General features: G+C 63.1%; 22 protein-coding genes. 14 read left to right on the forward strand and 8 right to left on the reverse strand.

Annotated elements, in window-relative coordinates:
* From ILFOPFJJ_RS34640 to ILFOPFJJ_RS00035, 8 genes are all read left to right on the forward strand, one after another.
* Positions 1–250: hypothetical protein (locus ILFOPFJJ_RS34640; RefSeq protein WP_210267297.1), on the forward strand; the 250-nt coding region annotated here is incomplete at its 5' end.
* Between the two features lie 32 nt (positions 251–282).
* Entirely contained in the window at positions 283–1,230 is a 948-nt protein-coding gene (lhpI, locus tag ILFOPFJJ_RS00005; RefSeq protein ID WP_173508542.1) for a bifunctional Delta(1)-pyrroline-2-carboxylate/Delta(1)-piperideine-2-carboxylate reductase, read from the forward strand.
* Positions 1,231–1,396: 166 nt separating this feature from the next.
* The gene (locus ILFOPFJJ_RS00010) at positions 1,397–2,623 is read left to right on the forward strand and encodes an ABC transporter substrate-binding protein (protein ID WP_173508543.1); all 1,227 of its coding nucleotides are present in this window, start codon (positions 1,397–1,399) and stop codon (positions 2,621–2,623) included.
* A complete protein-coding gene (locus ILFOPFJJ_RS00015; protein ID WP_173508544.1) occupies positions 2,607–4,325 on the forward strand; it encodes an ABC transporter permease in 1,719 nt (572 codons plus the stop codon). The genes ILFOPFJJ_RS00010 and ILFOPFJJ_RS00015 overlap by 17 nt, the downstream gene beginning before the upstream one ends.
* Positions 4,326–4,991, forward strand: coding sequence for an ATP-binding cassette domain-containing protein (locus ILFOPFJJ_RS00020; RefSeq protein ID WP_173508545.1), 666 nt, complete (start codon positions 4,326–4,328; stop codon positions 4,989–4,991). It abuts the gene before it with no gap.
* On the forward strand, positions 4,991–7,450 hold the full coding sequence (hrpB, locus tag ILFOPFJJ_RS00025; protein WP_173508546.1) for an ATP-dependent helicase HrpB: 2,460 nt from the start codon (positions 4,991–4,993) through the stop codon (positions 7,448–7,450). The genes ILFOPFJJ_RS00020 and hrpB overlap by 1 nt, the downstream gene beginning before the upstream one ends.
* A gap of 110 nt (positions 7,451–7,560) precedes the next feature.
* Positions 7,561–8,859, forward strand: coding sequence for an ActS/PrrB/RegB family redox-sensitive histidine kinase (locus tag ILFOPFJJ_RS00030; RefSeq protein WP_173508547.1), 1,299 nt, complete (start codon positions 7,561–7,563; stop codon positions 8,857–8,859).
* A 104-nt stretch (positions 8,860–8,963) separates the two neighbouring features.
* Positions 8,964–9,548 (forward strand): ActR/PrrA/RegA family redox response regulator transcription factor, encoded by a 585-nt coding sequence (locus tag ILFOPFJJ_RS00035; RefSeq protein WP_173508548.1) that lies wholly within the window; start codon positions 8,964–8,966, stop codon positions 9,546–9,548.
* Positions 9,549–9,590: 42 nt separating this feature from the next.
* Here the strand turns inward: ILFOPFJJ_RS00035 and ILFOPFJJ_RS00040 are convergent, their stop codons facing one another.
* Positions 9,591–10,118: an MmcB family DNA repair protein gene (locus ILFOPFJJ_RS00040; RefSeq protein WP_173508549.1), complete on the reverse strand. Its 528-nt coding sequence runs from the start codon at positions 10,116–10,118 to the stop codon at positions 9,591–9,593.
* 198 nt (positions 10,119–10,316) lie between these two features.
* Between ILFOPFJJ_RS00040 and ILFOPFJJ_RS00045 the strand changes: the two genes are divergently transcribed.
* Positions 10,317–10,991 (forward strand): L,D-transpeptidase, encoded by a 675-nt coding sequence (locus tag ILFOPFJJ_RS00045; protein ID WP_173508550.1) that lies wholly within the window; start codon positions 10,317–10,319, stop codon positions 10,989–10,991.
* A 244-nt stretch (positions 10,992–11,235) separates the two neighbouring features.
* Here the strand turns inward: ILFOPFJJ_RS00045 and ILFOPFJJ_RS00050 are convergent, their stop codons facing one another.
* The 7 genes from ILFOPFJJ_RS00050 to hslV form a co-directional block, all read right to left on the reverse strand.
* Positions 11,236–13,407, reverse strand: coding sequence for a malate synthase G (locus ILFOPFJJ_RS00050; protein WP_173508551.1), 2,172 nt, complete (start codon positions 13,405–13,407; stop codon positions 11,236–11,238).
* A gap of 417 nt (positions 13,408–13,824) precedes the next feature.
* Complete coding sequence (locus ILFOPFJJ_RS00055; protein WP_173508552.1) at positions 13,825–15,828, reverse strand: hydantoinase/oxoprolinase N-terminal domain-containing protein; 2,004 nt, start codon at positions 15,826–15,828, stop codon at positions 13,825–13,827.
* 170 nt (positions 15,829–15,998) lie between these two features.
* On the reverse strand, positions 15,999–17,399 hold the full coding sequence (locus ILFOPFJJ_RS00060) for a cytochrome P450 (protein WP_173508553.1): 1,401 nt from the start codon (positions 17,397–17,399) through the stop codon (positions 15,999–16,001).
* Positions 17,400–17,519: 120 nt separating this feature from the next.
* Positions 17,520–18,470: a DUF1402 family protein gene (locus ILFOPFJJ_RS00065; protein WP_173508554.1), complete on the reverse strand. Its 951-nt coding sequence runs from the start codon at positions 18,468–18,470 to the stop codon at positions 17,520–17,522.
* Positions 18,471–18,717: 247 nt separating this feature from the next.
* The gene (hslU, locus tag ILFOPFJJ_RS00070; protein WP_173508555.1) at positions 18,718–20,022 is read right to left on the reverse strand and encodes an ATP-dependent protease ATPase subunit HslU; all 1,305 of its coding nucleotides are present in this window, start codon (positions 20,020–20,022) and stop codon (positions 18,718–18,720) included.
* Positions 20,019–20,537, reverse strand: a complete 519-nt coding sequence (locus ILFOPFJJ_RS00075) for a GNAT family N-acetyltransferase (RefSeq protein WP_173508556.1) — start codon at positions 20,535–20,537, stop codon at positions 20,019–20,021. Before ILFOPFJJ_RS00075 ends, hslU begins: the two co-directional genes overlap by 4 nt.
* Positions 20,527–21,084, reverse strand: a complete 558-nt coding sequence (hslV, locus tag ILFOPFJJ_RS00080) for an ATP-dependent protease subunit HslV (RefSeq protein WP_173508557.1) — start codon at positions 21,082–21,084, stop codon at positions 20,527–20,529. Before hslV ends, ILFOPFJJ_RS00075 begins: the two co-directional genes overlap by 11 nt.
* A 525-nt stretch (positions 21,085–21,609) precedes the next feature.
* Here hslV and hisB point away from each other — a divergent pair.
* Genes hisB through hisF form a run of 5 tightly spaced genes read left to right on the forward strand, consistent with a single transcriptional unit; the run spans position 21,610 to position 24,923 of the window.
* The gene (gene hisB, locus ILFOPFJJ_RS00085) at positions 21,610–22,218 is read left to right on the forward strand and encodes an imidazoleglycerol-phosphate dehydratase HisB (RefSeq protein WP_173508558.1); all 609 of its coding nucleotides are present in this window, start codon (positions 21,610–21,612) and stop codon (positions 22,216–22,218) included.
* Positions 22,219–22,244: 26 nt separating this feature from the next.
* A complete protein-coding gene (locus ILFOPFJJ_RS00090) occupies positions 22,245–22,721 on the forward strand; it encodes a DUF2628 domain-containing protein (RefSeq protein WP_173508559.1) in 477 nt (158 codons plus the stop codon).
* Entirely contained in the window at positions 22,721–23,371 is a 651-nt protein-coding gene (gene hisH, locus ILFOPFJJ_RS00095) for an imidazole glycerol phosphate synthase subunit HisH (protein WP_173508560.1), read from the forward strand. Before ILFOPFJJ_RS00090 ends, hisH begins: the two co-directional genes overlap by 1 nt.
* 33 nt (positions 23,372–23,404) lie before the next feature.
* The gene (gene hisA, locus ILFOPFJJ_RS00100) at positions 23,405–24,142 is read left to right on the forward strand and encodes a 1-(5-phosphoribosyl)-5-[(5-phosphoribosylamino)methylideneamino]imidazole-4-carboxamide isomerase (protein WP_173508561.1); all 738 of its coding nucleotides are present in this window, start codon (positions 23,405–23,407) and stop codon (positions 24,140–24,142) included.
* A 4-nt stretch (positions 24,143–24,146) separates the two neighbouring features.
* Positions 24,147–24,923 carry an imidazole glycerol phosphate synthase subunit HisF gene (gene hisF, locus ILFOPFJJ_RS00105; RefSeq protein WP_173508562.1) on the forward strand — a complete coding sequence of 259 codons (777 nt, stop codon included), beginning with the start codon at positions 24,147–24,149 and terminating at the stop codon, positions 24,921–24,923.
* The last annotated feature ends 43 nt before the right edge of the window (positions 24,924–24,966 follow it).

Below are 24,966 nucleotides of genomic sequence, written 5' to 3' on the forward strand. Positions count from 1 at the left end.
TGATCGGGCTTATAGACCCGCACCCTTTCCCCAGTCAACAGCCATTTTCAAAAAATCGTCAAAAAAACACAACACGCTGAAATCATTGCATAATTTTATGAACAGCGGAAAATCACGGCGAAACGCACCGCAGATGGGGGAGAAAAACGTTGACCGCCCGGTAAAATTTCCGGTCGCAGCCTCACTGCCACCAAATGGCGCCTTTTTCCCTCTCCACAGACGCTTTCCGGCAGCAGCCAAAGACTGCTAGTGTTGCGTGGATCTGGCACAGGGAGACTTCGAATGCTGGTACTGGATGCGGCGCAGACGCGCGCGGCTCTGCCATGGGAGGGGCTCGTCAAGGCGCTCGGCGACATGTTCGCGAAAGGATGCGTCATGCCCGTGCGCCATCATCACGATGTCGAGGTTCCGAGCGAGGCGGACGCCACGCTGCTCCTGATGCCGGCGTGGCAACCGGGTGCCTATATCGGCGTCAAGATGGTTTCGGTGTTCCCGGGCAATCAGATGCGTGGCCTCCCCGCCATTCATGGCAGCTATCTCCTTTCCTCCGGCAAGACCGGCGAGATGCTGGCGATCGTCGATGGCGGCGAACTGACTGCGCGGCGTACTGCCGCCGCGTCCGCACTTGCCGCCCGCTATCTCGCGCACGAGGGCGCGAGCCGGATGCTGATGGTCGGCACCGGCCGGCTGTCGGCGAATGTCATCGAGGCCCACGCTTCGGTACGCCCGATCCGCAACGTGACAATCTGGGGCCGCGATCCGAAAAAGGCGGAAGCAACCGCCAGGGAGCTCAGCCTCAAGAACATATCGGTGACCGTCGCGACCGACCTCGAGACGGCGGCGCGCGAAGCGGATGTCGTCTCCTGCGCGACGCTTTCCTCGGAGCCGCTGATCCGCGGCGATTGGCTGAAGCCGGGCGCGCATCTCGACCTGATCGGCGCGTTCAAGCCGAGCATGCGGGAATCGGACGACCGCGCCGCCGAGCGCTCCAGCATCTTCGTCGATACGCGCGAAGGCGCGCTCAGCGAGGGCGGCGATATCGTCCAGCCGATCCGCTCCGGCGCCATCACCAGGGATGCCATCCGCGCCGATCTTTTCGAGCTCGCCCGCGGCACGCATCCTGGCCGCACGAAGCCGGACGAAATCACCCTGTTCAAATCGGTGGGCGCGGCGTTGGAGGATCTGGCAGGCGCCGTACTTGCCTTCGAGACATATCGGACGAAAGCTTGAACCGGGTGGCGCGGGCTTAAACCGCGCCGTGCCTTTCCACACCCGGCAGCCGTGGTCCGTTTCACCGAATCGTGAGAGCGGCTGCCGCTCGCGCGCATTGACGGCTACGGCATGCAGCTTACCTTCGCCCGACTCTGGTGCGAAGACGACGGGAACGAGACATTTCATGATCAGGCGGGCAAGACAGTTCATCACGGCCGTTATGCTGGCGCTCGGTCTCGCCGGGCATGCGGCCGCGACCGACGTCGGAGACTGGTATTCAGTCGCCGCTGAGGCCAGAGGGCAGACCGTCTATTTCAACGCGTGGGGCGGTTCCGAACCCATAAACGCCTATATCAAGTGGGCCGGCGACCAGATGAAAGCGCGCTACGGCGTCACCGTCGTCCATGTGAAGCTCGACGACACGGCAAAGGCGGTTGCCACGGTCGTGGCGGAAAAGGCGGCGGGGAAGGATGCCGGCGGGGCTGTCGATCTCATCTGGATCAACGGCGAGAATTTTGCGGCGATGAAGCGCGAGCGCCTGCTCTTCGGTCCCGATTGGGCAACCAAGCTGCCGAACTGGGTCTATGTCGATCATGAGACCAAGCCAACCATTCTCACGGATTTCACAATACCGACCGGGGGACTGGAGAGCCCCTGGGGCGGCGCCAAGCTTGTTTTCTTCCACGATTCGGCGCGGCCCCCGGGCGGCGAACTGCCAGACTCGGCTGCGGGCCTGCTCAGATGGGCAGAAGCCAATCCCGGTCGCTTCTCCTATCCGCAGCCGCCGGACTTCATCGGCTCCTCGTTCCTGAAACAGGTGCTGATCGAGCTGATCCACGACAAAACCAAGCTGCAAAGACCCGTCGACGAAGCGAGCTTCGCGGCGGATGCGGCGCCGCTCTTTGCCTATCTCGACAAGCTGACGCCGCTGCTCTGGCGCAAGGGCAAGGCCTATCCGCAGAACTATCCCGACATGAAGCAGAAGTTCGCCGACGGGGAGCTCGACATCGTCTTCGCCTTCAACCCCGCCGAAGCCTCGGCGGCGATTGCCAACGGCGAGTTGCCGGACAGCGTGCGTTCCTTCGTCTTTTCGGGCGGGACGCTCGGCAACACGCATTTTGTCGCGATCCCGTACAACGCGTCGGCGAAGGCCGGCGCGCTGCTGCTGGCCAATTTCCTGCTTTCGCCCGAGGCGCAGCTGCGCAAGCAGGACCCGAAAATCTGGGGCGACCCAACCGTCCTGTCATTGGCAAAGCTGCCGGCCGCCGAGCGGCAAGCCTTCAAAGAACTCGAACTCGGCGTCGCGACGCTTCGTCCCGATCAACTTGGACCCGCGCTCGACGAGCCGCATCCGGACTGGATGACGCGGATCGAGGCGGAATGGACCCGGCGATATGGGGCGGCGAACTAGGCAACGGTATCGATACCGAGGAATCACGCACCCGAGCAGCGGGAACGGTCTTCTCGTCCTTATTCTGGGGTTGCCGGTCCTGGCGGGGGTCGCCGGCACAATCCTGCCGGCATTCGGCTATCTACCCGCTCTCGGCGGGCTTCGCCCGACCGTGGCGCATCTCACCGAACTCGCCGGCCAGCCCCATATTCTTCGTTCAGTCCTCATCGCTCTGGCGGCGGGCCTGGTCACGACCTCCGCCGCGCTCGCAATCGTCGGAACCTTTATTGCGGGGTTTGCCGGCACGCCGGTTTTCGCCCGCATCCACCACCTGGTTTCGCCGCTGCTTGCGGTTCCACATGCCGCGGCTGCGTTCGCGCTCGCCTTTCTCATCGCGCCGTCCGGCCTTCTTCTCCGACTGATCTCGCCGGAGCTTACCGGCTTCACGCGACCGCCGGACTGGCTTCTGCCAAACGATCCTCTCGCGCTCTCGATGATCGCAGGGCTGATCACCAAGGAGGTCCCCTTCCTCTTCCTGGTGACGCTCGCCGCCCTGCCGCAACTTCCACTGCGCAGGGCGCGGCAACTGGCGGCGGCGCTTGGCTACGGGCGCGTGTCCGGTTTTATGATCAGCCTGTGGCCCACGCTCTACAGGCAAATCCGGCTGCCGGTCTTCGCCGTGCTCGCCTATTCGGTCTCCGTTGTCGACGTCGCGATGATTCTTGGTCCGCAACTGCCAGCAACACTGCCGGTCCGTATCGCCCATTGGGCGGCCGATCATGATCTCAGGGTGCGGTTCCTTGCTTCGGCGGGTGCATTGCTGCAGCTCTTCGTCGTCGTTGCGGCAATGGCAATCTGGCTTGCGTTGGAGCGGCTCGGAAAGCTTGCGCGGAGCTTCATGACGCTTGCGGGTACACGGCTCCGGAAGGACATGGTAGTTCGCGCAATGTCGGGAATGGCAATGGCCGGCTGCGCCGCCATCATTTTTTCAGGACTGGCCGCCCTTTTCATCTGGTCGGTCGCCGGGCTCTGGCCGTTTCCGAATGCACTGCCGGGGGCGATCACGGGCAAGATCTGGCTGCGCGCACTGCCTCAAATCTCCGAGCCGCTTCTCACGACAGTCGCGCTCGCTCTCTCCGCCTCGGCCCTGGCTTTGATTATCGCGATTTTCTTGCTCCATCGGAATGGCGCTGGCCAAGCCGGAAACGGTGGGAGCTACAAGCTTCTCTACCTGCCGCTGCTCGTACCCGAAATCAGTTTTGTGTTCGGCCTGCAAATCCTGGCAATCGCGGTCGGTTTCACACCCGCTTTTCCAAGTGTCCTCGCCGTCCACTTTCTGTTCGTCCTGCCTTACGTTCTGTTGTCGCTGTCGGCACCTTGGCGCGAACTCGACCCGCGCTACGAGCGGATAGCGGCCGGGCTTGGGAAATCGTCCTTGCGGATCCTTGTCACCGTCCGGCTGCCGCTCCTATTTCGAGCCTGCCTCACTGCGCTTGCCGTCGGCTTTTCGGTATCGGTCAGCCTCTATCTTCCGACGCTGCTGATCGGAGCGGGACGTCTGACCACGATCACCACCGAGGCCGTGGCACTTTCCGCCGGCGGCGACCGGCGTGTCATCGGCGTCTATGCCCTCGTTCAGGCGGCCCTCCCCTTCCTCGCATTTCTCGTTGCGTCGCTTGGTCCCCAGTTGCTATTCCGCAACCGTCGCGCAATGAGGATGTGAATGCAGGCCGTTGATGACCCGATGCCGCTCACGCTGGCGGATGTGACGATCCGACTGGCGGAACGGACGTTGCTGTCCGTGTCGGCGACGGTGTTGCCCGGCGAGGTCCTGACCGTCATGGGCCCGTCCGGATCCGGCAAATCGACCCTGCTCGCCTTTGCCGGCGGGTTTCTCGACCCGGCTTTCCGTGTCAGGGGCCGAATTCTGATCGGAAGCAAAGATCTTACCGACCTGCCGGCAAACGAGCGCCGCGCCGGCATCCTGTTTCAGGATCCCCTGCTTTTTCCGCACCTCTCTGTCGGCGGCAACATCATGTTTGCGATACCGCAGGCGGTGAAAGGGCATCGCATGAGACGGCAAGTCGCCGAGCAGGCACTCGAACAGGTCGGGCTCGCCGGCTTCTTCGACCGCGATCCGGAAACGCTTTCCGGCGGCCAGAAGGCCCGGGTGGCGCTGCAGCGGACACTCGTCTCCGCGCCGCGTTACCTCCTGCTCGACGAACCTTTTTCGAAACTCGACATGGCGCTCCGGCAGCAGACCCGCGCGCTGGTCTTCTCGAAGGCGAAAGCGGCGGGCATCCCGATCATCCTCGTGACCCATGACAGTGCGGACGCAGAGGCGGCGGGCGGCAGGGTGATCGAGGTCGGGACCGAGGGAGAGGCCTGATGCGCGATCTCCCGCCCTTACCGGTGCGCGACATCCTGCCCCGCATGGGAGATGCACTCGCAAATGCGCCGTCCGTCGTGCTCTCGGCACCACCCGGCGCCGGCAAGACGACGCTTGTGCCCCTCTTCCTTCTCGACCAGCCTTGGCTCAACGGCGGCAAGGTCATCCTCCTGGAGCCGCGCCGGCTCGCCGCCCGCGCCGCTGCGGGACGCATGGCCGAGCTTCTCGGAGAAAAGGTCGGAGGCACCGTCGGTTACCGAATGCGGCTCGACAACCGAGTGTCGGCGCGGACGCGGATCGAGGTGGTGACCGAAGGCGTCTTTAGCCGGATGATCCTCGACGACCCCGAGCTCTCCGGTGTTTCGGCCGTGCTTTTCGACGAATTCCACGAGCGCTCGCTCGACGCCGATTTCGGCCTGGCGCTGGCGCTCGACGTGCAGTCGGCTTTGCGCGACGACCTGAAGATCGTCGTCATGTCGGCGACGCTTGATGTCGCGCGGGTCGCCAAGCTGCTTGGCGATGCTCCCGTCATCGAAAGCCAGGGCCGCAGCTTTCCGATCGATATTCGCTACGAGGACAGGAACGCCGGCGAGAGCGCCGAGGACGCGGTCGCGCGGGCGATCGTCGAAGCACACCGAACCGAAGCGGGTTCGATCCTCGCCTTCCTTCCAGGCCAGGCGGAAATCACCCGCACGGCTGAGCGCCTCGCTGGTCGTTTCGACGAAAAGACCGCGATCGTGCCGCTCTACGGCAACTTGAGCCAGAAGGAGCAGGATGCGGCGATCCGCCCGGCACCAGCCGGTACGCGCAAGATTGTGCTCGCGACGTCGATCGCCGAGACCTCAATCACGATCGACGGCGTGCGGATCGTCGTCGACAGCGGGCTGCAGCGGCTGCCGGTGTTCGAAGCCTCGACAGGGATCACCCGGTTGGAAACCGTGCGCGTGTCGCGTGCATCGGCCGATCAACGGGCCGGGCGCGCCGGGCGAACCGAGCCCGGGATCGCCATACGCCTGTGGCACGCGGGCCAAACCGCAGCGCTTGCCGCCTTCACGCCGCCGCAGATCCTCGCGAGCGATCTTTCGAGCCTCCTGCTCGATCTTGCTCATTGGGGCGTTACCGATCCGTCCTCGCTCGCCTTCATCGATCCGCCGCCGGAGACGACATTGCGCGAGGCGCGCAGTCTGCTGATCGAGCTTGGCGCGCTCGAAGCCAACGGTGCGCTGACGCCGCGCGGCCGCAGGATACGCGATCTCGCCCTGCCCATCCGGCTGGCTGCAATGGCAGTCTCGGCAGCCGAAGAGGGCCAGGCGCGAGAAGCCTGCCTGCTGGCGGTGATGCTGACGGAACAGGGCCTCGGCGGCAACAGTCTCGACCTTGAGGAGCGGCTGCGCCGGTTCCGGGCGGACCGCGGCGATCGCGCCGACGCCGCACGGAGTCTCGCAAGACGCATGGCGGCGGATCTCACGACGCAAAAGAACGACGGCGAAAATGCGATGCCCGGTCCGTTGCTGATGCACGCCTTTCCTGATCGGATCGCGCTCCAGCGCGGTGGGCGCGGGCGTTTCGTGATGGCGAACGGCCGCGGCGCCGAGGTGCCCGAGACCGAACGACTTGCCGCGGCGGGCATGCTCGTCATTGCCGACCTGACCGGGAGGGCCGGCGCCCAGCGTGTGCTCGCAGCCGCGGAAATCACCAGGACCGATGTCGAGGCGCATATGCCGGAGGCAATCCGGCGCGAGGAGCAGATTTTCTTCGATCGGGCGAGCCGCCAGGTGCGCGCCCGCCGCGTCACCCGGCTCGGCGCCATTATTTTTGAGGAAACGCCGCTTTCGCGCCCGAGCGGCGAAGCCGCGGCACGCGCGCTCGCCGACGGCGTTCATCAATTAGGGCTTGCCGTCCTGCCATTTTCGAAGGACGCCGCGCAGCTGCGCGATCGCATCGGCTTTCTCCATCGCTCGATCGGCGAACCGTGGCCGGACGTCTCGGATGAGGCACTGCTGTCGCGCCTCGACAATTGGTTCGTGCCGTTTCAGCATGGCGCCGGCAGCATCGACGGCATCAAGGCCTCCGACCTCGCCGAGGGTCTCTTGTCCCTCGTTCCCTACGAGCTTCAGCGCGAGCTTGGTAAGCTGGCCCCGACGCATTTCGAAGCTCCGACGGGGCATCGCCATCCCATTCACTATGACGGCGACGAACCCTTGCTTTCAATCCGCGTGCAGGAGCTTTTCGGCCTGAAAGTGCATCCGACGATCGGTAACGGCAGGCTGCCGCTGTTGCTGGAGCTGATCTCTCCCGGCCACCGCCCGATCCAGACGACGCGCGACCTGCCGGGCTTCTGGGCCGGATCGTGGAGGGATGTAAGAGCCGACATGCGCGGACGCTATCCCAAGCACCCCTGGCCGGAGGATCCGGCAAGCGCGAAGCCGACGACACGCGCCAAACCGCGTGGTACATGAAAGCACGGTATAATTGGTGATCGAAACACGTTTGAGGGATTATATCGAACACGAAGTCCGCGCAGCGATCCCGCATCCGGCGGCGCGGCGTTGAAGCGGAAAGCAACAGCATGGCAGCAGCAATGGCACTCGACCACAACGACATGAACAGCAATCGCAGTCTCAGGCTGCAGACGCTCGTTCGCCTGCGTTGGCTGGCCGTGGGTGGTCAGTCCATCGCCGTCGTCATTACTGCGCTGTGGCTGCAGTTTCCATTGCCGCTCGTTCCCTGTTCGGTGCTGATCGCAAGCCTGGCGCTTTTGAATACCTTCCTCACGATCCGCTTTCCGCCGACGCACCGGCTGACGCCGCCTGCTGCCTTCGCGCTGCTCGGCCTCGATCTCGCGCAGCTGACCGCGCTGCTCTTCATCACCGGAGGCCTCGCCAATCCCTTTGCGCCGCTGCTATGCGTGCCGGTCATTATCTCCTCGGCCTCCCAGCCGAAGCCGCATAGCATCGTGCTGGCGGGCCTTGCCGTCATCGGCGTTACCGCGCTCGCCTTCTCGCCCTTCCCGCTGCCCTGGTATCCGGGAACCGTTCTGCTGATCCCGCGGGTGCTGACGGCCGGCATCTGGTTCGCGATCGTTTCCATGACGGCTTTCGCCGCCTTCTACACCTATCGGGTCTCGCTGGAGGCGAGCGAACTTTCAGAGGCCCTGACTGCGACCGAGCTTGTACTCCAGCGTGAAAAGCACCTGTCGCAGCTTGACGGTCTCGCCGCTGCCGCCGCGCATGAGCTCGGAACGCCGCTCGCGACCATCAGCGTCGTCGCCAAGGAGATGGAGCGGGAACTCGGCGACGACCCTCGCTTTGGAGAGGATGTCCACTTGCTGCGCAGCCAGAGCGAACGCTGCCGCGATATCCTGAAGCGAATCACGACGCTCTCGTCCGAGAGCGAGGAGCATATGCGGCTCCTGCCGCTTTCATCGCTGATCGAGGAAGTGATGGCTCCCCATCGCGAATTCGGGATAGAGATCGAGCTCAAGGAAAAAGGCGATCGCGCTTCCGAACCGGTCGGCATCCGTAACGCGGGCATTCTCTACGGGCTCGGCAACCTGCTAGAAAACGCGGTCGACTATGCGCGCAAGAAGGTGACTGTCACGGCGGAGCATACGGCCGAGCGCGTGAAAGTGACAATCGAGGATGATGGCGATGGTTTTTCGCCGGATATCCTCATGCGCATCGGCGAGCCTTACGTCACCAAGCGCCAGAAGGACGACAGCGCCGGCGGTCTCGGCCTCGGCCTCTTCATTGCCAAGACCCTGTTGGAGCGCTCAGGGGCCCGGCTGCGCTTCGAGAACGGCAGCTCCGGTGCGCGTGTCAGCGTCGAATGGCCGCGCACGCTGATGGATACGAAACTGGCGAAATGACCTTTGGCAGTTTATTGAAGACTGTTGTGAGAAAACCCACATAATTTCAGCGAGAACGCCCGCTTTTTTGCTGAGGGCCAGGTTTTTGCCTAGGGATTGGAAGTATGACGGAAAAATCGACAGCCGCGCCAAGCGCACAGTCTCCGGACGCCGACCTGATCGGGCCCGACAGAACCCTGTTGATTGTCGATGATGACGGTCCGTTCCTGCGTCGTCTGGCGCGCGCAATGGAGGCGCGAGGCTTCACGGTCGATATTGCCGAGTCGGTCGCCGAGGGCATCGCCAAGGCCAAGGGCAACCCGCCGAAGCACGCCGTCATCGATCTCCGGCTCGGCGATGGCAGCGGCCTCGACGTGATCGAAGCCATCCGTGGACGCCGGGACGACACCCGAATGATCATGCTCACCGGTTACGGCAACATCGCCACGGCCGTGAATGCGGTCAAGCTTGGCGCGGTCGACTACCTCGCAAAGCCGGCCGATGCCGACGACATTTTTGCCGCGCTCGTCCAGCGCCAAGGCGAAAGGGTGGAGCCGCCGGAAAATCCGATGTCGGCAGACCGGGTGCGCTGGGAACACATCCAGCGCGTCTATGAGATGTGCGAACGCAACGTCTCGGAAACGGCTCGCCGGCTCAACATGCACCGCAGAACGCTGCAGCGGATCCTGGCGAAACGCGCCCCGAAATAATCAGCTATCGGGGATTTCGGAATGGTGGCGTAAGCGGGGTGCCTAGTCGTCGCGCGTGCCGGCAACGATATCGCGAATGGAATCACCGAGTTCCCCGTTTCGCTCCGCCGCCCATTCGGCGAGCATCAGTCGCTGGGCCGCGGTTCGCGCGAATGCCTGAATGACGGACTTGCGCGTTGCCGCCGCCAGGCGATGTTCCGGCGCCTCGCGCAGCATATGCGCGCCGTAACCATCGGAAAGCAGGAGCCCGCATTCCTCCGGGAAGATGTCCAGCGGTACGTCGCCATGCGTGGCAAAAAACAGCCGGTCGCAATGCAGCCGGTACTCCGGCCACTTGCGGTCCACGCGAAAATCCTCGATCGACGTCTTGATTTCGACAATCCAGATCTCGCCCTTCGCGGAAAGCGTAATGAGATCGGCGCGCCTGCCGCTTGCGAGCGTCAGCTCGGGCAGGACCGCGTGGCGCAATTCGGCAAGCAGCCGCTGGACGCCGCGGCGTACTTTCATCGCCCGTGCGGACTGGCGTCCGTCCGCCAGCGGATTGTCGCCATGGATCGATAGAATTTTCATCGGTTGATTCCCATTCCGGCGCCGTCCACGCCGCCGTTTTGTTGCAAAAAAGCAATCGTCACGGAATTTACACTTTTCGGCCAAATTGCGGCAGCGCAGTCCCTTGCGCGGCGCGGTGCAATAGAAAATAAGCTGTTGTTGCTGACGGCCGGGCACCCTCCCTCCCGTATTTTCCTTACTTCCTTTTACGAGACCCCCATGCGCTTCCGCAACGCTCTCCTTTTGTGCAGCCTGGCCGCCACAGTTGTCCTTGCCGGCTGCTCGCAAACGACGTCCACAACCGGCTCCGCTCCCGAGGGGCAAAAAATTGCGACGAATCAAATCTTCTCCGGGGATTACGGCGCCGTCGAGGACCACGGCTACGCGGTGCCCGCCATTCCGATCAACCGTGTCGACTCACGTTTCCACCGCCAGATCGTCGACTACGCAACGAAAGAACGCCCGGGCACGATCGTCGTCAATACGCCGAATCGCTTCCTCTACTACGTTCTGCCGGGCGGCAAGGCCGTGCGCTATGGCATCGGCGTCGGCAAGGCCGGATTCGCCTGGGAAGGCGAGGCCTACGTTGCCTGGAAACAGGAATGGCCGACCTGGCATCCGCCGAAGGAAATGGCCGAGCGCAAGCCGGAAGTCGCCAAATATGTGGAAGACGGCATGGGTCCGGGCATCAGCAATCCGCTCGGCGCACGCGCCCTCTACCTCTTCAATGACGAGGGCAGGGATACGCTCTTCCGCCTGCATGGCACGCCGGAATGGGCCTCTATCGGCACCGCGGCATCTTCGGGCTGTATCCGACTGATGAACCAGGACATTATCGACCTCTATTCGCGCGTCCGGCCGGGCAAGGGCGCAAGAGTCGTCGTGCAGCAGTAACGCTGCCGCGATTTGATAAATGAGAGGGCCGCCGACCGATGTCGGCGGCCCTTTTTGCTTTTAACACCGCGTGTTCGCGGAGATTATGACCCTCACCCTACCTCTCTCCACGTTCGCGGGGAGAGGGGACGCCTTTGCGGCGCTCTGCAATCATCCACGAGGCAGAAAGGAGCGAGCGGGTGCGGCATCGCACCTTCTCCCGCCTGCGGGGAGAAGGTGGCCGGCAGGCCGGATGAGGGCCTACTTATGCCCCTAACTTCGCCTTCAACTCCAATCGACGGCGGTGCAGCACCGGTTCGGTATAACCGTTCGGCTGCTCGCGCCCCTTGAGCACGAGGTCCAGCGCGGCCTGGAAGGCGACCGATTCGTCGAACCGGCCAGCCATCGGCGTATAATCAGGATCTTCCGCGTTCTGCTGGTCGACGACTGCCGCCATCCGCTTCATCGTGTCGACGATCTGCACCTCGCTGACGATGCCGTGGTGCAGCCAGTTAGCCATGTGCTGCGCCGAGATGCGCAGCGTCGCGCGATCTTCCATCAGGCCTATATTGTTGATGTCCGGCACCTTGGAGCAACCGACACCCTGATCGACCCAGCGCACGACATAGCCGAGAATCCCTTGGGCATTGTTGTCGAGCTCGCGCTGGATTTCGGCCTCCGTCCAGTTAGGCCGCGTCGCCACCGGCACCGAAAGGATATCCGCGAGCTTTGCGCGCGGCCGGCTCCTAAGGCCTGATTGAACCTCGGTGACGTTGACGCGGTGATAATGGGTCGCATGCAGCGTCGCCGCCGTCGGTGACGGAACCCAGGCAGTGTTCGCGCCCGCTTTCGGATGGGCGATCTTCTGTTCGAGCATCGCCGCCATCAGGTCCGGCATCGCCCACATGCCCTTGCCGATCTGCGCATGGCCGGAAAGCCCGCATGCGAGACCGATATCGACATTCCAGTTCTCATAAGCCGCGATCCAGGCCGCCTGCTTCATGTCGCCCTTGCGGATCATCGGCCCGGCTTCCATCGAGGTGTGGATCTCGTCGCCGGTCCGGTCGAGGAAACCGGTGTTGATGAAGACGACGCGCTCGCGGGCGGCGCGAATGCACTCCTTGAGGTTGACCGTGGTGCGCCGCTCCTCATCCATGATGCCCATTTTCATGGTGTTTACCGGCATTCCGAGGGCCGCCTCGACGCGCGCGAAGATTTCGCAGGCAAAGGCGACCTCTTCCGGCCCATGCATCTTCGGCTTGACGACATACATTGAACCCGCACGCGAGTTCGCCCGCCGGCCGTTGGGTCCGATGTCGTGGAGCGCGATCAGGGCGGTGACCATGGCGTCCATGATACCCTCCGGCACCTCGCCCTCGTCGCGGTCGAGGATCGCCGGATTGCTCATCAGGTGGCCGACATTGCGCACCAGCATCAGCGAGCGTCCCGGCAGCGTCAGCGCCGCGCCGTTCGGGCTGGTGTAGCGACGATCGGCATTGAGCTTGCGAGTGAAGGTCCTGCCGCCCTTGGTAACCTCCTCCTCGAGGTCGCCCTTCATCAGGCCCAGCCAGTTGCGATAGACGACGACCTTGTCTTCGGCATCGACGGCGGCGACGGAATCCTCGCAATCCATGATCGTGGTGATCGCCGATTCCAGGATGATGTCGGAAATATGAGCCGGGTCGTCCTTGCCGATTGGCGTCGTCGCATCGAGGACGACGATGGTATGAAGGTTGTTTCGGAAGAGGACGACCTCGGCAGGCGCTTCGGCGGCACCGGAATAGCCGGCGAAGCAAGCCGGGTCGGCGAGCGCCGTCTTCGTGCCGTCCGCGAGCGCGATCGCAAGCACGGCGCCTTCAACCTTCAACGTCGTCACGTCGCTCCAGCGGCCCTTGGCAAGTGGGGCGCTCGCATCCAGAAGGTCGCGAGCCCAGGCGATGACCTTGGCGCCGCGCTTCGGATTGTACCCCTTGCCGCGCTCCGCGCCGTCGGCATCAGGGATTGCATCCGTGCCATAGAGTGCATCGTAGAGCGAACCCCAGCGGGCGTTGGCGGCATTCAGCGCATAGCGCGCATTCATCACGGGGACGACGAGCTGCGGTCCGGCGATCGTCGCGATCTCGGGATCGACATTCGCGGTCGAGATCGAAAAGTCCGCTCCTTCCGGCAGGAGGTATCCGATTTGCCGGAGAAAGGTCTCGTAGGCGTCGAGATCGACGGGGGCGCCGTTTTCGCGATACCAGGCGTCGAGCTGCTCCTGCATATCGTCGCGTTTGGCGAGAAGCGCACGGTTCTTCGGAGCAAGGTCGTGAACGAGTTCCGACAGCATGGAAAAGAACCGTTCCGAGTCGATGCCGCTGCCCGGCATGGCCTCGTCAACCAGGAAATCATGGAGACCGGCATCGATCTTCAAACCATACTTCTCAACGCGGCCCATGCGGCAACTCCTGCGATATCTTTGCACTGGATCACGATACGCCAGGATTGAACCGATCCAAGCCATCGCTTCGATTATCTAGATCGCTGTTTCATGGAAACAGTGACCTAACTTCTGGACATGACGCAATTCCGGACGGAAGACCATCAGACGCTTTTCCTGGAATTGCTCGAACAACAAGAGCGGGATGTATCTGGAAAAACATTGCTGGTTTCCTCATCCCGCTCTTGGCAATGGCAGTTTCTCATCAATTCATTCACTGTCAATTCCGCAAGGATGCGAAGAATTGTTTCCAAACTGGAAAAAATCAGAGCGGGATCAGGAAAAGTGTGCGCGGTTTTCCGCTCCCATCCCGCGTCTCGACTTTTTGGAATCGCGTTTATGATTTGGGTCGATTCGACCCAAAATCATCGTGATCTAGTGATGCGCGATACGCGGCCTGCCGCTTGCCGAAGCGGTGAACCGCGCCTCGATCAGTCTGCGGGCCCCTTCGATCTCCGGCGCGTCGATCTCTTCCCACATGGTCGCCGCCGGCTCTTCGGCGCCGTTCGCGCGCGCGGTTTCGAGCGCCATGGTTTGTGCGCGGTGCCGGGCGACACCGAAAGCCTGTTCCTGATCGATGAAGCGCTCGCTTGCGCCGGCGCCATTGACGATGAAGATGCCCTCCTCGGGCGTCGTCACGAACACGGTGACGGAGGCCCGCACCTGCCCCACGACCGCGCCCACCGCATTCGCCACGTCGGCCTCGGCGGGTATCGCGGCATCGGTGCCCAGCATCACTGCGATAGCCGGATAGTAGACGGGCGCCGAGGCCCCGAGACCGACGAGAGGCCGATCGAGCCCGATCGAAAAACGGACGATGCCGGGTTCGCGCTTCAGCGCGCGATCGACGGCCACCGATGCCGCCGGATCAATGGTGCCGGCGCCGTCCTCGCCAAGGCAGGCCTGCAGGATCACTTCCGAGGATTGGCGCGTCAGCCGGTCGACAATCATCTCAGCCAGGTTTTCGGCGGATGCGGCGATCGGCTGGCCGGAACCGTCCTTCATTCGCGCCGCAATCTCGAGGCCGAGGCGGGCCGCCGCCGCGTTCCATTGCGCCTGTCTGCCAAGTACATGCATCGCATCGGAGGGCGTGATGCCGCAGATATGGACCAGTCCGCGCGCCACGAGGCGATCGAGCGTCGCCTTCTGCGGCGTGCTGACAAGCAGGTCGGCGAGCGCCGACGGTATCATGCCGATCCGATCATAAAGCGCCTGCTCCTGGGGTTGAAGACCGCTTGCGAGGTGATCGGGCAGACCGGTCCGCACGGCGAGCCGGCCGTCGTGACGTCCCGCATGCGTCGCGCGCAACTGCTTCTCGAGCACGGCGAACACGGCATCGCCGTGCAATGCCGCCGCAAGGCTCAACGGCAAAAACCGCCTTGGCCCAAGATCGATCCTTGCCTTGAGGCCGCGATCGTTGATCCGCACTTCCGAATCGCCACCGAGCCCATAGGTGCGCATCGCGACGGCCTCGACCATGGTGCGGAACCCGCCGACGACGGCACCATCGGCGTCGAGCCTCGGACGGCCCTTTTCCAACACGGCGACGTCCGTCGTCGTGCCGCCGATATCCGAGACGACCGCGTTTTCGAGACCGGTCAGATGCCGCGCGCCGACGAGGCTTGCAGCCGGGCCGGACAGGATCGTCTCGATCGGCCTCAGCCGCGCTTCGGCTGCGGAGATCAACGCGCCATCGCCACGCACCACCATCATCGGCACATGAATGCCGCGGCGCTTGAGGAAATCCTCACAGGAGCCGATCAGCCGATCGATCATCGAAACGAGCCGGGCGTTGAGAAGCGTCGTCAGCGCGCGGCGCGGGCCGCCGAGCTTGGACGAAAGCTCATGGCTGCACGTCACCGGCAGGTGCGAAACCTCGCGGATGCGTTCGCGCACGCGCTTCTCGTGCGCGGGATTGCGCACCGCGAAATAACCGGCGATCGCGAAGGACGACACCTGGCTCGCGAGCATCGGCAGCGCCTCATCGAGCGCGCTCATATCGAGCGGCGTCTCGCCACCATGGACGTTATGGCCGCCGGGCAGGAAAAGGACAGGATCCGAGCCCAACGCTTCGAGCAGGCCGTCGCGCTTCAAATCCTCCGGCCCGAAACCGATCATCACCAGGCCCGCTCTGCCGCCCTGCCCCTCGACCAACGCGTTTGTAGCGAGCGTCGTCGAAAGCGAGACGAGGCTGATCGCCGTCACCGGAACCTTCGCCTTTTCCAGGACCGCTTCCACGGCGCCAGCGATGCCGACCGCAAGGTCGTGCCGCGTCGTCAGCGCCTTGGCCTTCGCGACGACACCCGCCGCTTCGCTGAAGAGAACGGCGTCGGTATAGGTTCCGCCGGTGTCGATGCCGAGAAGAAGATGCGAGGTCAATTTCTGCTCAGTCCAGTGTTGAGGATCGGGAGGAGTCCCGAACGCGGAAGAATCGTCCGGTGATAGGGCATATTTCCGGGAAAGACCATCGCGTGATAGCGACGTTTGCGCGTCTGATCAGAGCGGGCACGATCCGATACCCTCTCTGCACTGCCGGGCAGCGCGGAATGCTATCTCGCCCGCACCGACACCTTCATCGGCAGGCCGCCCCTCGGCTGCGTCGTCAGTCTTTGTACGGGCCAGGGGTGCGTCTCCTCAGTCAGATCGAAGCGGAAGCGGTGCATGAGCACGCCCAGCGCGATGACCGCCTCCTGCAGGGCGAAGGTCGCGCCGATGCAGACGCGCGGGCCCGCGCCGAAGGGCAGATACTGGAACCGGTTGATCTTCTCCCGGTTTTCGGGGAGGAAGCGCTCCGGCATGAAGGCGCGCGGCTTCTGCCAGTAAAGCGCATGGCGATGCAGTGTCCACGGCATGATCAGCACCGATATGCCCTTGCGGATCGGCACGCGCTCGCCTTCCGGCGACGTCCATTCGTCCTCCTCGATCGCTGCACGATTGATCGACGGCGCCGGCGGGTAGAGCCTCAGCGCCTCCTCGAAGGCGGCAAGCACATGCGGCATGCGCCCGAGCCAATCGATCGGCTCGGCGCCGCTCGCCAAGACGCCGTCGATCTCGCGCTCCATCGTCTCGCGATAGGTCGGCGTGTTGGCGATGCAGTAGAGGCACCAGGCAAGCGCCCGTGCCGTCGTCTCGTGACCGGCGCCGATGAAGGTCAGGATATTGTCCTCGATCTCGGAGGTCGAAAGCCCGTCCGGCCCTTCGAGCTGCAGCAACAGCGTGAGGAAGTCGTTCGGGACGCTGCCCGGTTCTTCCGCCATTCGCCGCCGGCGCTGTGCCATCGTTTCGGAGACGACGCCGCGGAAGCGGTCGAGCACCTTCCGGCCACCGGTTCGGGTCAGTCGCGGCACCCAGCTTGGCGCCACGAGCAGGTCCATCGGATCGACGCGGCCCATGCGCTGCAGCAGTTCCTCGACATTGGCGGCGAAGCCTTGCTTTTCGACGGCGATTTCCCCCGAAAAGAGCGTCTCCGCCAGAATCTCGAAGGTGAGTTCCGTCATGTCGACGGCGATATTGGTGACGAAGGGCTCGGAAGCGGCGCGCGCATAGCGTTCGGCGAATTCCTCGGAGACGCGGAGCATCTGGCCGGCGAAGCCCTTCGCGTGCCGGGGCGTGAACACCGGCGCCATGGCCTTGCGCGACCGCTTCCAGACCTCCCCTTCCGCCGTCAGCAGGCCGTCGCGCAGGATCGGGCGCAGGATCAGCCGCCGGACGTTCGACATTTCGTAGTTGCCGGCGTTCTCGACGAGAATGTAGCGGATGAGGCCGGGATCGTTGACGATGAGCGTGCGCTGGTTGATGAACTTCGTCTCGATCCAAGGCAGCGTATAGGAGGGCTCGCCCCAGAGTTCGAGCGGGTTGCGGAGCACGGTGCGAATGATCTGCAGCCGCGTCGGAATGCCGGTGCGCGGCACCGGCGCGGGCGGCTCGAAAGGTTCCGGTCGCGTATCCATGATGGAGTGCCTTTCTCGATCGTCTACCGTTTCAATTATATACGGCGCAATCAAGGAAGATGCTTCACGTGAATCACGGAAGAACCGAAAGATACGGGCGGAAAACCGCGCGCACTTTTCCTAGAGCAGGCCTTCCAGCTCGGCAAGCTTGTCGTTGACGAGCCAACCGTAATAGTTCTCCTCCGGCCAATGGACTTCACCGCCCTGGTTTTTCGCCGCAAGCACCGCGGCGCGCTGGTCCGGATTGCCGACGTTATAGAGCGTCGCCGTCAGACCCGGATTGTCGGAGATGTCCATGCCGGCGATCGAGCGATAGGCATCGATCGAATGACGGATCGAGGCTGCCATATAGGCGAGCGATACGTCCGGATCCATGATTGCCTCATAGACGGCGGCGGCGTTGTTCTCGTCCAGGCGCTCATAGCCCGAAACGCGCGAAACCATGTCCGTCAGCATCAGCGCCGTCAATGGATTGATCTGACCGAGACCGAACGTCTGGCCGGCGAAAAAGGGCTGGAAGAAGACGGCGCTGAAGCGGTTGTCGGGGAAGGATTGCCCCCCGATCGAACGGCCGCGGAACTCACTGTCCCAGACGCGCTCACGGCAGCTCCACAGCGCATAGGAACCGTTCTTGCCGGCGCAGGAGGCAAATTGCGGACGGGCGACGAACTCGGCGACGCTTTCACCGTCATGGCCGAACTGGAAGCTGTTGCCGGCATAGGCGGCCGCCTTGACATAGTAGGATTGCAGCCGGTCGTAGGCGTCGACATTGTAGGTGTGTTCGCCGACAATGGCGCCCACCATATGGATCGGCGCGATGCCGTAGGCGCTGGCGACCGACTTTATTTTGCCGACGAGCTGCCGGTCGCTGGCAAGCAGATCACGTACCTTCTCGTATTTCGCGTCGAAGGAGGTCCGGCCCGCCTTGGTGCGCCGAACCGAGGCGCCCGGTATCTTCGGCTGCTCGATGTGACGGTTGCCCTCGGGAACCACGGTGATTCCCGTTGCTGTTCCCGGGCCGGCAGAGAGGCAAAGCGTGGCTATGACGAGAAAGCAAGCGGTGAGACGCACGATCTGTTCTTCCTATGAAACTCCGGAGCCCTATCATTCGAGCGCGCGGCCCCTACGGCAAGATCATGTCGGAATGATGCCCGGCCTTTGATCGATTACCGACCGCTGTAGAAAAAATGAAGGCGCCTGTCGAGTGACAGACGCCTCACAATTCGGCGATTGCCGGAGTTTGCAGCGCTCCGGCCCTCTACCACTGCATGTTTTCCTTAAATCGGAACCGACTAAGGACAAACGCGCGGCGCCGTAGTCACAGAATATAACGTGACAGATCCGTGTTGGCGGCGAGATCGCCGACGTGCTTGCGGACATATTCCGCATCGATCATCACGGTCTGGCCGCCACGATCAGGCGCATTGAAAGAGACGTCGTCGAGGACACGCTCCATTACCGTCTGCAGGCGGCGCGCCCCGATATTCTCGACGTTGGCGTTGAGCTGGACGGCTACCTCGGCAAGAGCGTCGATCGCGTCCTCGGTGAAATCGAGCTTCACCTCCTCTGTTTCGAGAAGCGCCTTGTATTGACGTATCAGGCTCGCCTCCGTCTCCGTCAGAATGCGGCGGAAGTCCTCCTTGGTCAGCGCGCGCAGCTCGACGCGGATCGGCAGGCGCCCCTGCAACTCCGGCAGCAGGTCCGACGGTTTGGAGACATGGAATGCGCCGGAGGCGATGAAGAGGATGTGATCCGTCTTCACCGGTCCGTATTTCGTCGCGACCGTCGTGCCTTCGACCAGCGGCAGCAGGTCTCTCTGGACACCTTCGCGCGATACGCCGGCGCCCATGCCGCCGTCGCGGGCGGCGATCTTGTCGATCTCGTCGAGGAAGACGATGCCGTCGTTCTCGGCAGCCGAGACCGCTTCGCGCTGGATCTGTTCGGTATCGAGCAGCTTGTCGGATTCGTCGTTGATCAGGAGCTCATAGGAAGACTTGACGGTCGTCTTGACCTTTTTGGTCCTGCCGCCGAGCGCCTTGCCGAACATTTCGGAGAGGTTGAGCACACCGATATTGGCGCCCGGCATCCCCGGAATCTCGAAGCCTCCCGGCGCGCCGGTCTCGGCGATATCGATCTCGATCTCCTTGTCGTCGAGCTCATTGGCCCTGAGCTTCTTGCGGAAGGAATCGCGCGTCGCCGGCGAGGAGGTCGCACCGACAAGTGCGTCGAGCACCCGTTCCTCGGCATTCTGGTGCGCCTTCGCCTTGACGTCGGCACGCTTCTTCTCGCGCACCAGGCCGATCCCGACCTCGACGAGGTCACGCACGATCTGCTCCACGTCGCGACCGACATAGCCGACTTCGGTGAACTTGGTCGCCTCGACCTTGACGAAGGGAGCGCCGGCGAGTTTCGCCAGCCGCCGGGAGATTTCCGTCTTGCCGACGCCGGTCGGGCCGATCATCAGGATGTTCTTGGGCATGACCTCGTCGCGCAGCTCGTCGTCAAGCTGCTGACGCCGCCAGCGGTTGCGCAAGGCAATGGCCACGGCGCGTTTCGCGTCCTTTTGGCCGATGATGTAGCGGTCGAGTTCCGACACGATTTCCCTGGGTGAAAAGTTGGTCATGAATTCCTCTCAAACTCCGTGCGCGTCAGCTCCATCAGGAGTGTCCGGCCGGACTCGTCTATCCATTCGCCAAAGGGCACGAAGCCTGCCTTCGAATAGGCCCGGACCGCGCGGCGGTTGCCCGCGTCCGGATCGATCACGATACGCGCGGCGCCGTTTTCGAACAGCCTTCCGGCAAACGCCTTGAGCGCCAAGGCAGCGATACCTTTTCCAGTCATTTCCGGCGGGCCGACGAAGATATCCACTCCGGGCGTATCGGACGGCAGGTCCTTCGCCCAGGGCTCGTCATATTGCGACGGCGTCCAGGACTGGATGTAGCCGGCGGGTTCTCCGTCGACATGAAAAATGAAGCCCTTCACTTCGCCGCTCGCGCAGCCGTCGCGGATCGATTCCAGCTCCTTGTCCGGGTCACCCCACCACTGCCGTACATGCGGCTCAGAGAGCCAGCCACGCAGCATCGACAGGTGGTTGTCAGCCACGGACAGGAAACTGACATCGACCCCGTCAGTCCGCATCCAGCGTCTCCACCACGACATTATGGTTGGTGTAGACGCAGATATCGCCCGCGATTTCGAGCGCGCGCCGAGCGATCTCTTCCGCCGACCTGTCGCTGTCCATCAAGGCGCGTGCGGCCGCGAAGGCATAGTTTCCGCCCGAACCGATAGCGATCGTGCCGTGTTCGGGTTCGAGCACGTCGCCATTGCCTGTGATGGCCAGCGTGACGGACCTGTCGGCGACGAGCATCATCGCCTCGAGATTGCGCAGATATTTGTTCGTGCGCCAGTCCTTGGCGAGTTCGACGGCGGCGCGCATGAGCTGGTCGGGATATTGCTCGAGCTTGGCCTCAAGCCGTTCGAGCAGCGTGAAGGCATCCGCCGTCGCACCGGCGAAGCCGGCGATCACATCGCCCTTCGACAGCCGCCGGACCTTGCGAGCGTTGCCCTTCATGACCGTCTGACCGAGGCTGACCTGACCGTCGCCCGCCATCACCACCTTGCCACCTTTTCTCACCGTGATGATGGTGGTCGCATGCATCGTTCCGTAGGGATTGTTTTCACTCATGAGGATACCTATTGCCCCAAGAACCGGGGCGTTGCGGCTCGGCTGCATGACTCCTTAAATCGGAATGATTTAAGGGCGAAATCATGCGGCGCCCTACAGCGCCGTACGTCTTTTCAGATGCACAAAGGTCGCTGTGGCACTTTGGATTGCTGCATATTTTCATCCTTAAATCGGCTCCGATTTAAGGAACATGCAGTAGAGTGCTACAGAGATCTTTGCGCGTCCAGTTGGACGCGACGCGCTGTAGGCGAGCCTGGTTGCTTGGGGCCTATGTAAGTGCACACCGCGCGATTGCAAATGTCCATCGGTCATCTTGCGATTTTCAGTCTGACGCCTGCGGCTCGGTCGAATTTCCGTCGCAGTTCTGGATATTTCGCGCCTCCCCTGATATGGAGCGGCTCTGGAACGGCGCGGGAAAAGCACGAAGCGGTTTTTCTCCTGCATTCAGTTCCAGTTTTGGTATCGATGCCTCTGATCTGGGTCGTTTCAGTACCAACCCGGATCGAGCGCATACAGGAGAGCCTGATGGCAGAAAGCATGCCCAGCCGCACCGGCCAAGTTTCCCGAAAGACGAATGAAACCGCCGTGTCCGTCTCCGTCAATGTCGACGGGACGGGAGCGTCGAAGATTGCGACCGGCGTCGGCTTCTTCGACCATATGCTGGACCAGCTTTCGCGCCATTCGCTGATCGACATGGAGATCAAGGCGGACGGCGACCTGCATATCGACGACCATCACACGGTCGAGGACACCGGCATTGCGCTCGGCCAGGCGCTTGCCAAGGCGCTCGGCGATCGCCGCGGCATCGCCCGCTATGCCTCGATCGATCTTGCGATGGACGAAACGATGACGCGCGCCGCAGTCGACGTCTCGGGCCGGCCCTTCCTCGTCTGGAACGTGACCTTCACGTCGCCGAAGATCGGCAGCTTCGACACGGAGCTGGTGCGTGAATTCTTCCAGGCGCTGGCGCAGCACGCCGGCATCACGCTGCATATCCAAAACATCTACGGCGCCAACAACCATCATATCGCCGAGACCTGTTTCAAGTCCGTCGCCCGTGTGCTTCGCACCGCAACCGAAATCGACCCGCGCCAGGCTGGGCGCGTCCCCTCGACCAAGGGAACGCTCGCCTGAGCCGGCCAATATCCCGGCTGATAACCATGGCTTCCTATCTGATCATGACCCCGCCCGGCGCACCGGCCACTGACGAAAGGGCGCGGTTCATCGCGGACGGTTTTTCCTGGCCCGCCTTTTTCTTTCCCGCGCTCTGGCTGCTGAGCAAGCACGCATGGCTTCTTGGAATCCTGGTTGCCGTTCTGCAAATTCTGTTGATCGTCTCATCCAGCGTTCCCGGCGCCTTTGCCGCCTCGCTCATCATGCAGCTCGCGCTCAGCCTGCTGGTCTCGCTCGAAGGTCCGCTTCTGGTGGCACGAAATCTCAGGAAAAGAGATTGGACGCTTCGTTCCATCGTTCCGGCGCGCGACCTGGAAACGGCTGAAGAGATCTATTTTTCCAATGTATCGGCGACGACGCATCGCGGTACCGCAACTGCGTTGCCATCGAGCAAGCAACCTGCAGCGAAGCAGGGCGAAAACACTGCCGGCCTCGGCCTCTTTGAACCCTATGGAGAACGCTGATGCGGGTCGCCATCATCGACTATGGATCGGGCAATCTGCGCTCGGCCACGAAGGCCTTCGAACGGGCAGCGCTTGAAGCTGGCATCGCCGCGGAGATCGATCTCACCGACAAGCCGGAACGGGTGGCGTCCGCCGATCGCATCGTTCTGCCTGGGGTCGGCGCCTACGCCGATTGCCGCCGCGGCTTGGCCAGCGTCGCTGGCATGGAGGACGCCCTGAAGCAGGCCGTCGAGAACGACGGGCGGCCGTTTCTCGGAATCTGCGTCGGCATGCAGCTCATGTCCTCGCGTGGGCTCGAGAAGACGGTCACCGAGGGCTTCGGCTGGATTCCGGGCGATGTCAAGGAAATGACGCCGGCCGATCCGTCGCTGAAGATTCCCCAAATCGGCTGGAACACGCTCAGGCTCAATCGGCCGCATGCGCTCTTCGAGGGAATCGCGACGGGCGAGAGCGGGCTGCACGCCTATTTCGTGCACTCCTATCACCTCGCAGCAGAGAACCCCGAGGACGTGATCGCGGAGGCAGACTACGGCGGGCCGGTGACCGCTTTCGTCGCACGCGACAACAAGGCGGGCTCACAGTTTCACCCGGAAAAGAGCCAGACCCTCGGCCTCGCCCTCATTTCGAATTTCCTGCGTTGGAAGCCTTGAGCTGCCGGCATTCTTTCTTGATCGGATCAACACATGATTCTCTTCCCCGCGATCGACCTCAAGGACGGACAATGCGTACGCCTGAAGCTCGGCGACATGGAACAGGCAACCGTCTACAATCCCGATCCCGCCGCCCAGGCGCGCGCCTTCGAGGAGCAGGGCTTCGAATGGCTGCATGTCGTCGACCTGAACGGCGCCTTTGCCGGTGAGACGGTGAACGGCGCGGCGGTCGACGCCATTCTCAAGGCGACCCGGAACCCGGTGCAGCTCGGCGGCGGCATTCGCACGCTGGCGCACATCGAGAACTGGCTTTCGCGCGGGCTTTCGCGTGTCATTCTCGGCACGGTGGCCGTGCGCGATCCGGCACTCGTCATCGAAGCCTGCCACAAATTCCCCGGCAGGGTCGCCGTCGGCATCGACGCCAAGGGCGGCAAGGTGGCGGTCGAAGGCTGGGCCGAGGCCTCCGAACTCGGCATCATCGAGCTTGCGAAGAAGTTCGAGGGTGCCGGTGTCGCGGCGATCATCTATACGGATATCGACCGTGACGGCATCCTGACCGGCATCAACTGGGCGTCGACGCTGGAGCTTGCCGGCGCGGTATCGATCCCGGTGATCGCCTCGGGCGGCCTTGCCTCGATGGACGATATTCGCCGCATGCTTGCGCCGGACGCGCGGAAGCTCGAGGGCGCGATTTCCGGTCGTGCGCTTTACGACGGCCGCATCGACCCGGAGGAAGCGCTGGCCTTGATCCGCGCAGCGAGAAAGGGATGATCCGATGACCTTGAAAGCCCGCGTGATACCCTGCCTCGACGTCAAGGACGGACGCGTCGTCAAGGGCGTCAATTTCGTCGACCTCATCGATGCCGGCGATCCGGTGGAGGCGGCCAGAGCCTACGACGCAGCCGGTGCCGACGAGCTTTGCTTCCTCGACATCACCGCATCCTCGGACAACCGCGAAACGATCTTCGACGTCGTCGCCCGCACCGCCGAGCAATGCTTCATGCCTCTGACCGTCGGCGGCGGCGTGCGACAGGTTTCCGACATCCGCAAACTGCTGCTGGCCGGCGCCGACAAGGTGTCGATCAACACGGCGGCGGTGAAGAATCCGGATTTCGTGGCGGAAGCCGCCGACAAGTTCGGCAACCAGTGCATCGTCGTTGCGATCGACGCCAAGAAGGTCTCGACGCAAGGCGAGGCGAACCGCTGGGAGATTTTTACGCACGGCGGCCGCGAGAGGACAGGCATAGACGCGGTCGAATTCGCGCGAAAGGTCGTCGATCTCGGAGCTGGCGAAATCCTGTTGACGTCCATGGATCGCGACGGCACGAAAAGCGGCTACGACATTGCGCTGACGCGGGCAATTGCCGATGCCGTGCGGGCACCCGTCATCGCGTCGGGCGGGGTCGGGACGCTTGATCACATGGTGGAAGGTGTGCGCGACGGCCACGCGACGGCGGTCCTCGCCGCATCGATCTTCCATTTCGGCACCTACAGCATCGGCGAGGCGAAGCGCTACATGGCCGAGCACGGCATCGCCATGCGAGTCGATTAGGCGTGTGGACAGTTAAAGTGGAAACACCGAACGACGGCGGCGA

This window comes from Sinorhizobium psoraleae, from assembly GCF_013283645.1.
Classification (GTDB): Bacteria; Pseudomonadota; Alphaproteobacteria; order Rhizobiales; family Rhizobiaceae; genus Sinorhizobium; species Sinorhizobium psoraleae.

Bases quoted from the DNA above. Each gene is read 5' to 3' on its own strand.
- lhpI (WP_173508542.1), top strand. From the start codon at position 283: ATGCTGGTACTGGATGCGGCGCAGACGCGCGCGGCTCTGCCATGGGAG.
- ILFOPFJJ_RS00010 (WP_173508543.1), top strand. From the start codon at position 1,397: ATGATCAGGCGGGCAAGACAGTTCATCACGGCCGTTATGCTGGCGCTC.
- ILFOPFJJ_RS00015 (WP_173508544.1), top strand. From the start codon at position 2,607: ATGGGGCGGCGAACTAGGCAACGGTATCGATACCGAGGAATCACGCAC.
- ILFOPFJJ_RS00020 (WP_173508545.1), top strand. From the start codon at position 4,326: ATGCAGGCCGTTGATGACCCGATGCCGCTCACGCTGGCGGATGTGACG.
- hrpB (WP_173508546.1), top strand. From the start codon at position 4,991: ATGCGCGATCTCCCGCCCTTACCGGTGCGCGACATCCTGCCCCGCATG.
- ILFOPFJJ_RS00030 (WP_173508547.1), top strand. From the start codon at position 7,561: ATGGCAGCAGCAATGGCACTCGACCACAACGACATGAACAGCAATCGC.
- ILFOPFJJ_RS00035 (WP_173508548.1), top strand. From the start codon at position 8,964: ATGACGGAAAAATCGACAGCCGCGCCAAGCGCACAGTCTCCGGACGCC.
- ILFOPFJJ_RS00040 (WP_173508549.1), bottom strand. From the start codon at position 10,118: ATGAAAATTCTATCGATCCATGGCGACAATCCGCTGGCGGACGGACGC.
- ILFOPFJJ_RS00045 (WP_173508550.1), top strand. From the start codon at position 10,317: ATGCGCTTCCGCAACGCTCTCCTTTTGTGCAGCCTGGCCGCCACAGTT.
- ILFOPFJJ_RS00050 (WP_173508551.1), bottom strand. From the start codon at position 13,407: ATGGGCCGCGTTGAGAAGTATGGTTTGAAGATCGATGCCGGTCTCCAT.
- ILFOPFJJ_RS00060 (WP_173508553.1), bottom strand. From the start codon at position 17,399: ATGGATACGCGACCGGAACCTTTCGAGCCGCCCGCGCCGGTGCCGCGC.
- hslU (WP_173508555.1), bottom strand. From the start codon at position 20,022: ATGACCAACTTTTCACCCAGGGAAATCGTGTCGGAACTCGACCGCTAC.
- ILFOPFJJ_RS00075 (WP_173508556.1), bottom strand. From the start codon at position 20,537: ATGCGGACTGACGGGGTCGATGTCAGTTTCCTGTCCGTGGCTGACAAC.
- hslV (WP_173508557.1), bottom strand. From the start codon at position 21,084: ATGAGTGAAAACAATCCCTACGGAACGATGCATGCGACCACCATCATC.
- hisB (WP_173508558.1), top strand. From the start codon at position 21,610: ATGGCAGAAAGCATGCCCAGCCGCACCGGCCAAGTTTCCCGAAAGACG.
- ILFOPFJJ_RS00090 (WP_173508559.1), top strand. From the start codon at position 22,245: ATGGCTTCCTATCTGATCATGACCCCGCCCGGCGCACCGGCCACTGAC.
- hisH (WP_173508560.1), top strand. From the start codon at position 22,721: ATGCGGGTCGCCATCATCGACTATGGATCGGGCAATCTGCGCTCGGCC.
- hisA (WP_173508561.1), top strand. From the start codon at position 23,405: ATGATTCTCTTCCCCGCGATCGACCTCAAGGACGGACAATGCGTACGC.
- hisF (WP_173508562.1), top strand. From the start codon at position 24,147: ATGACCTTGAAAGCCCGCGTGATACCCTGCCTCGACGTCAAGGACGGA.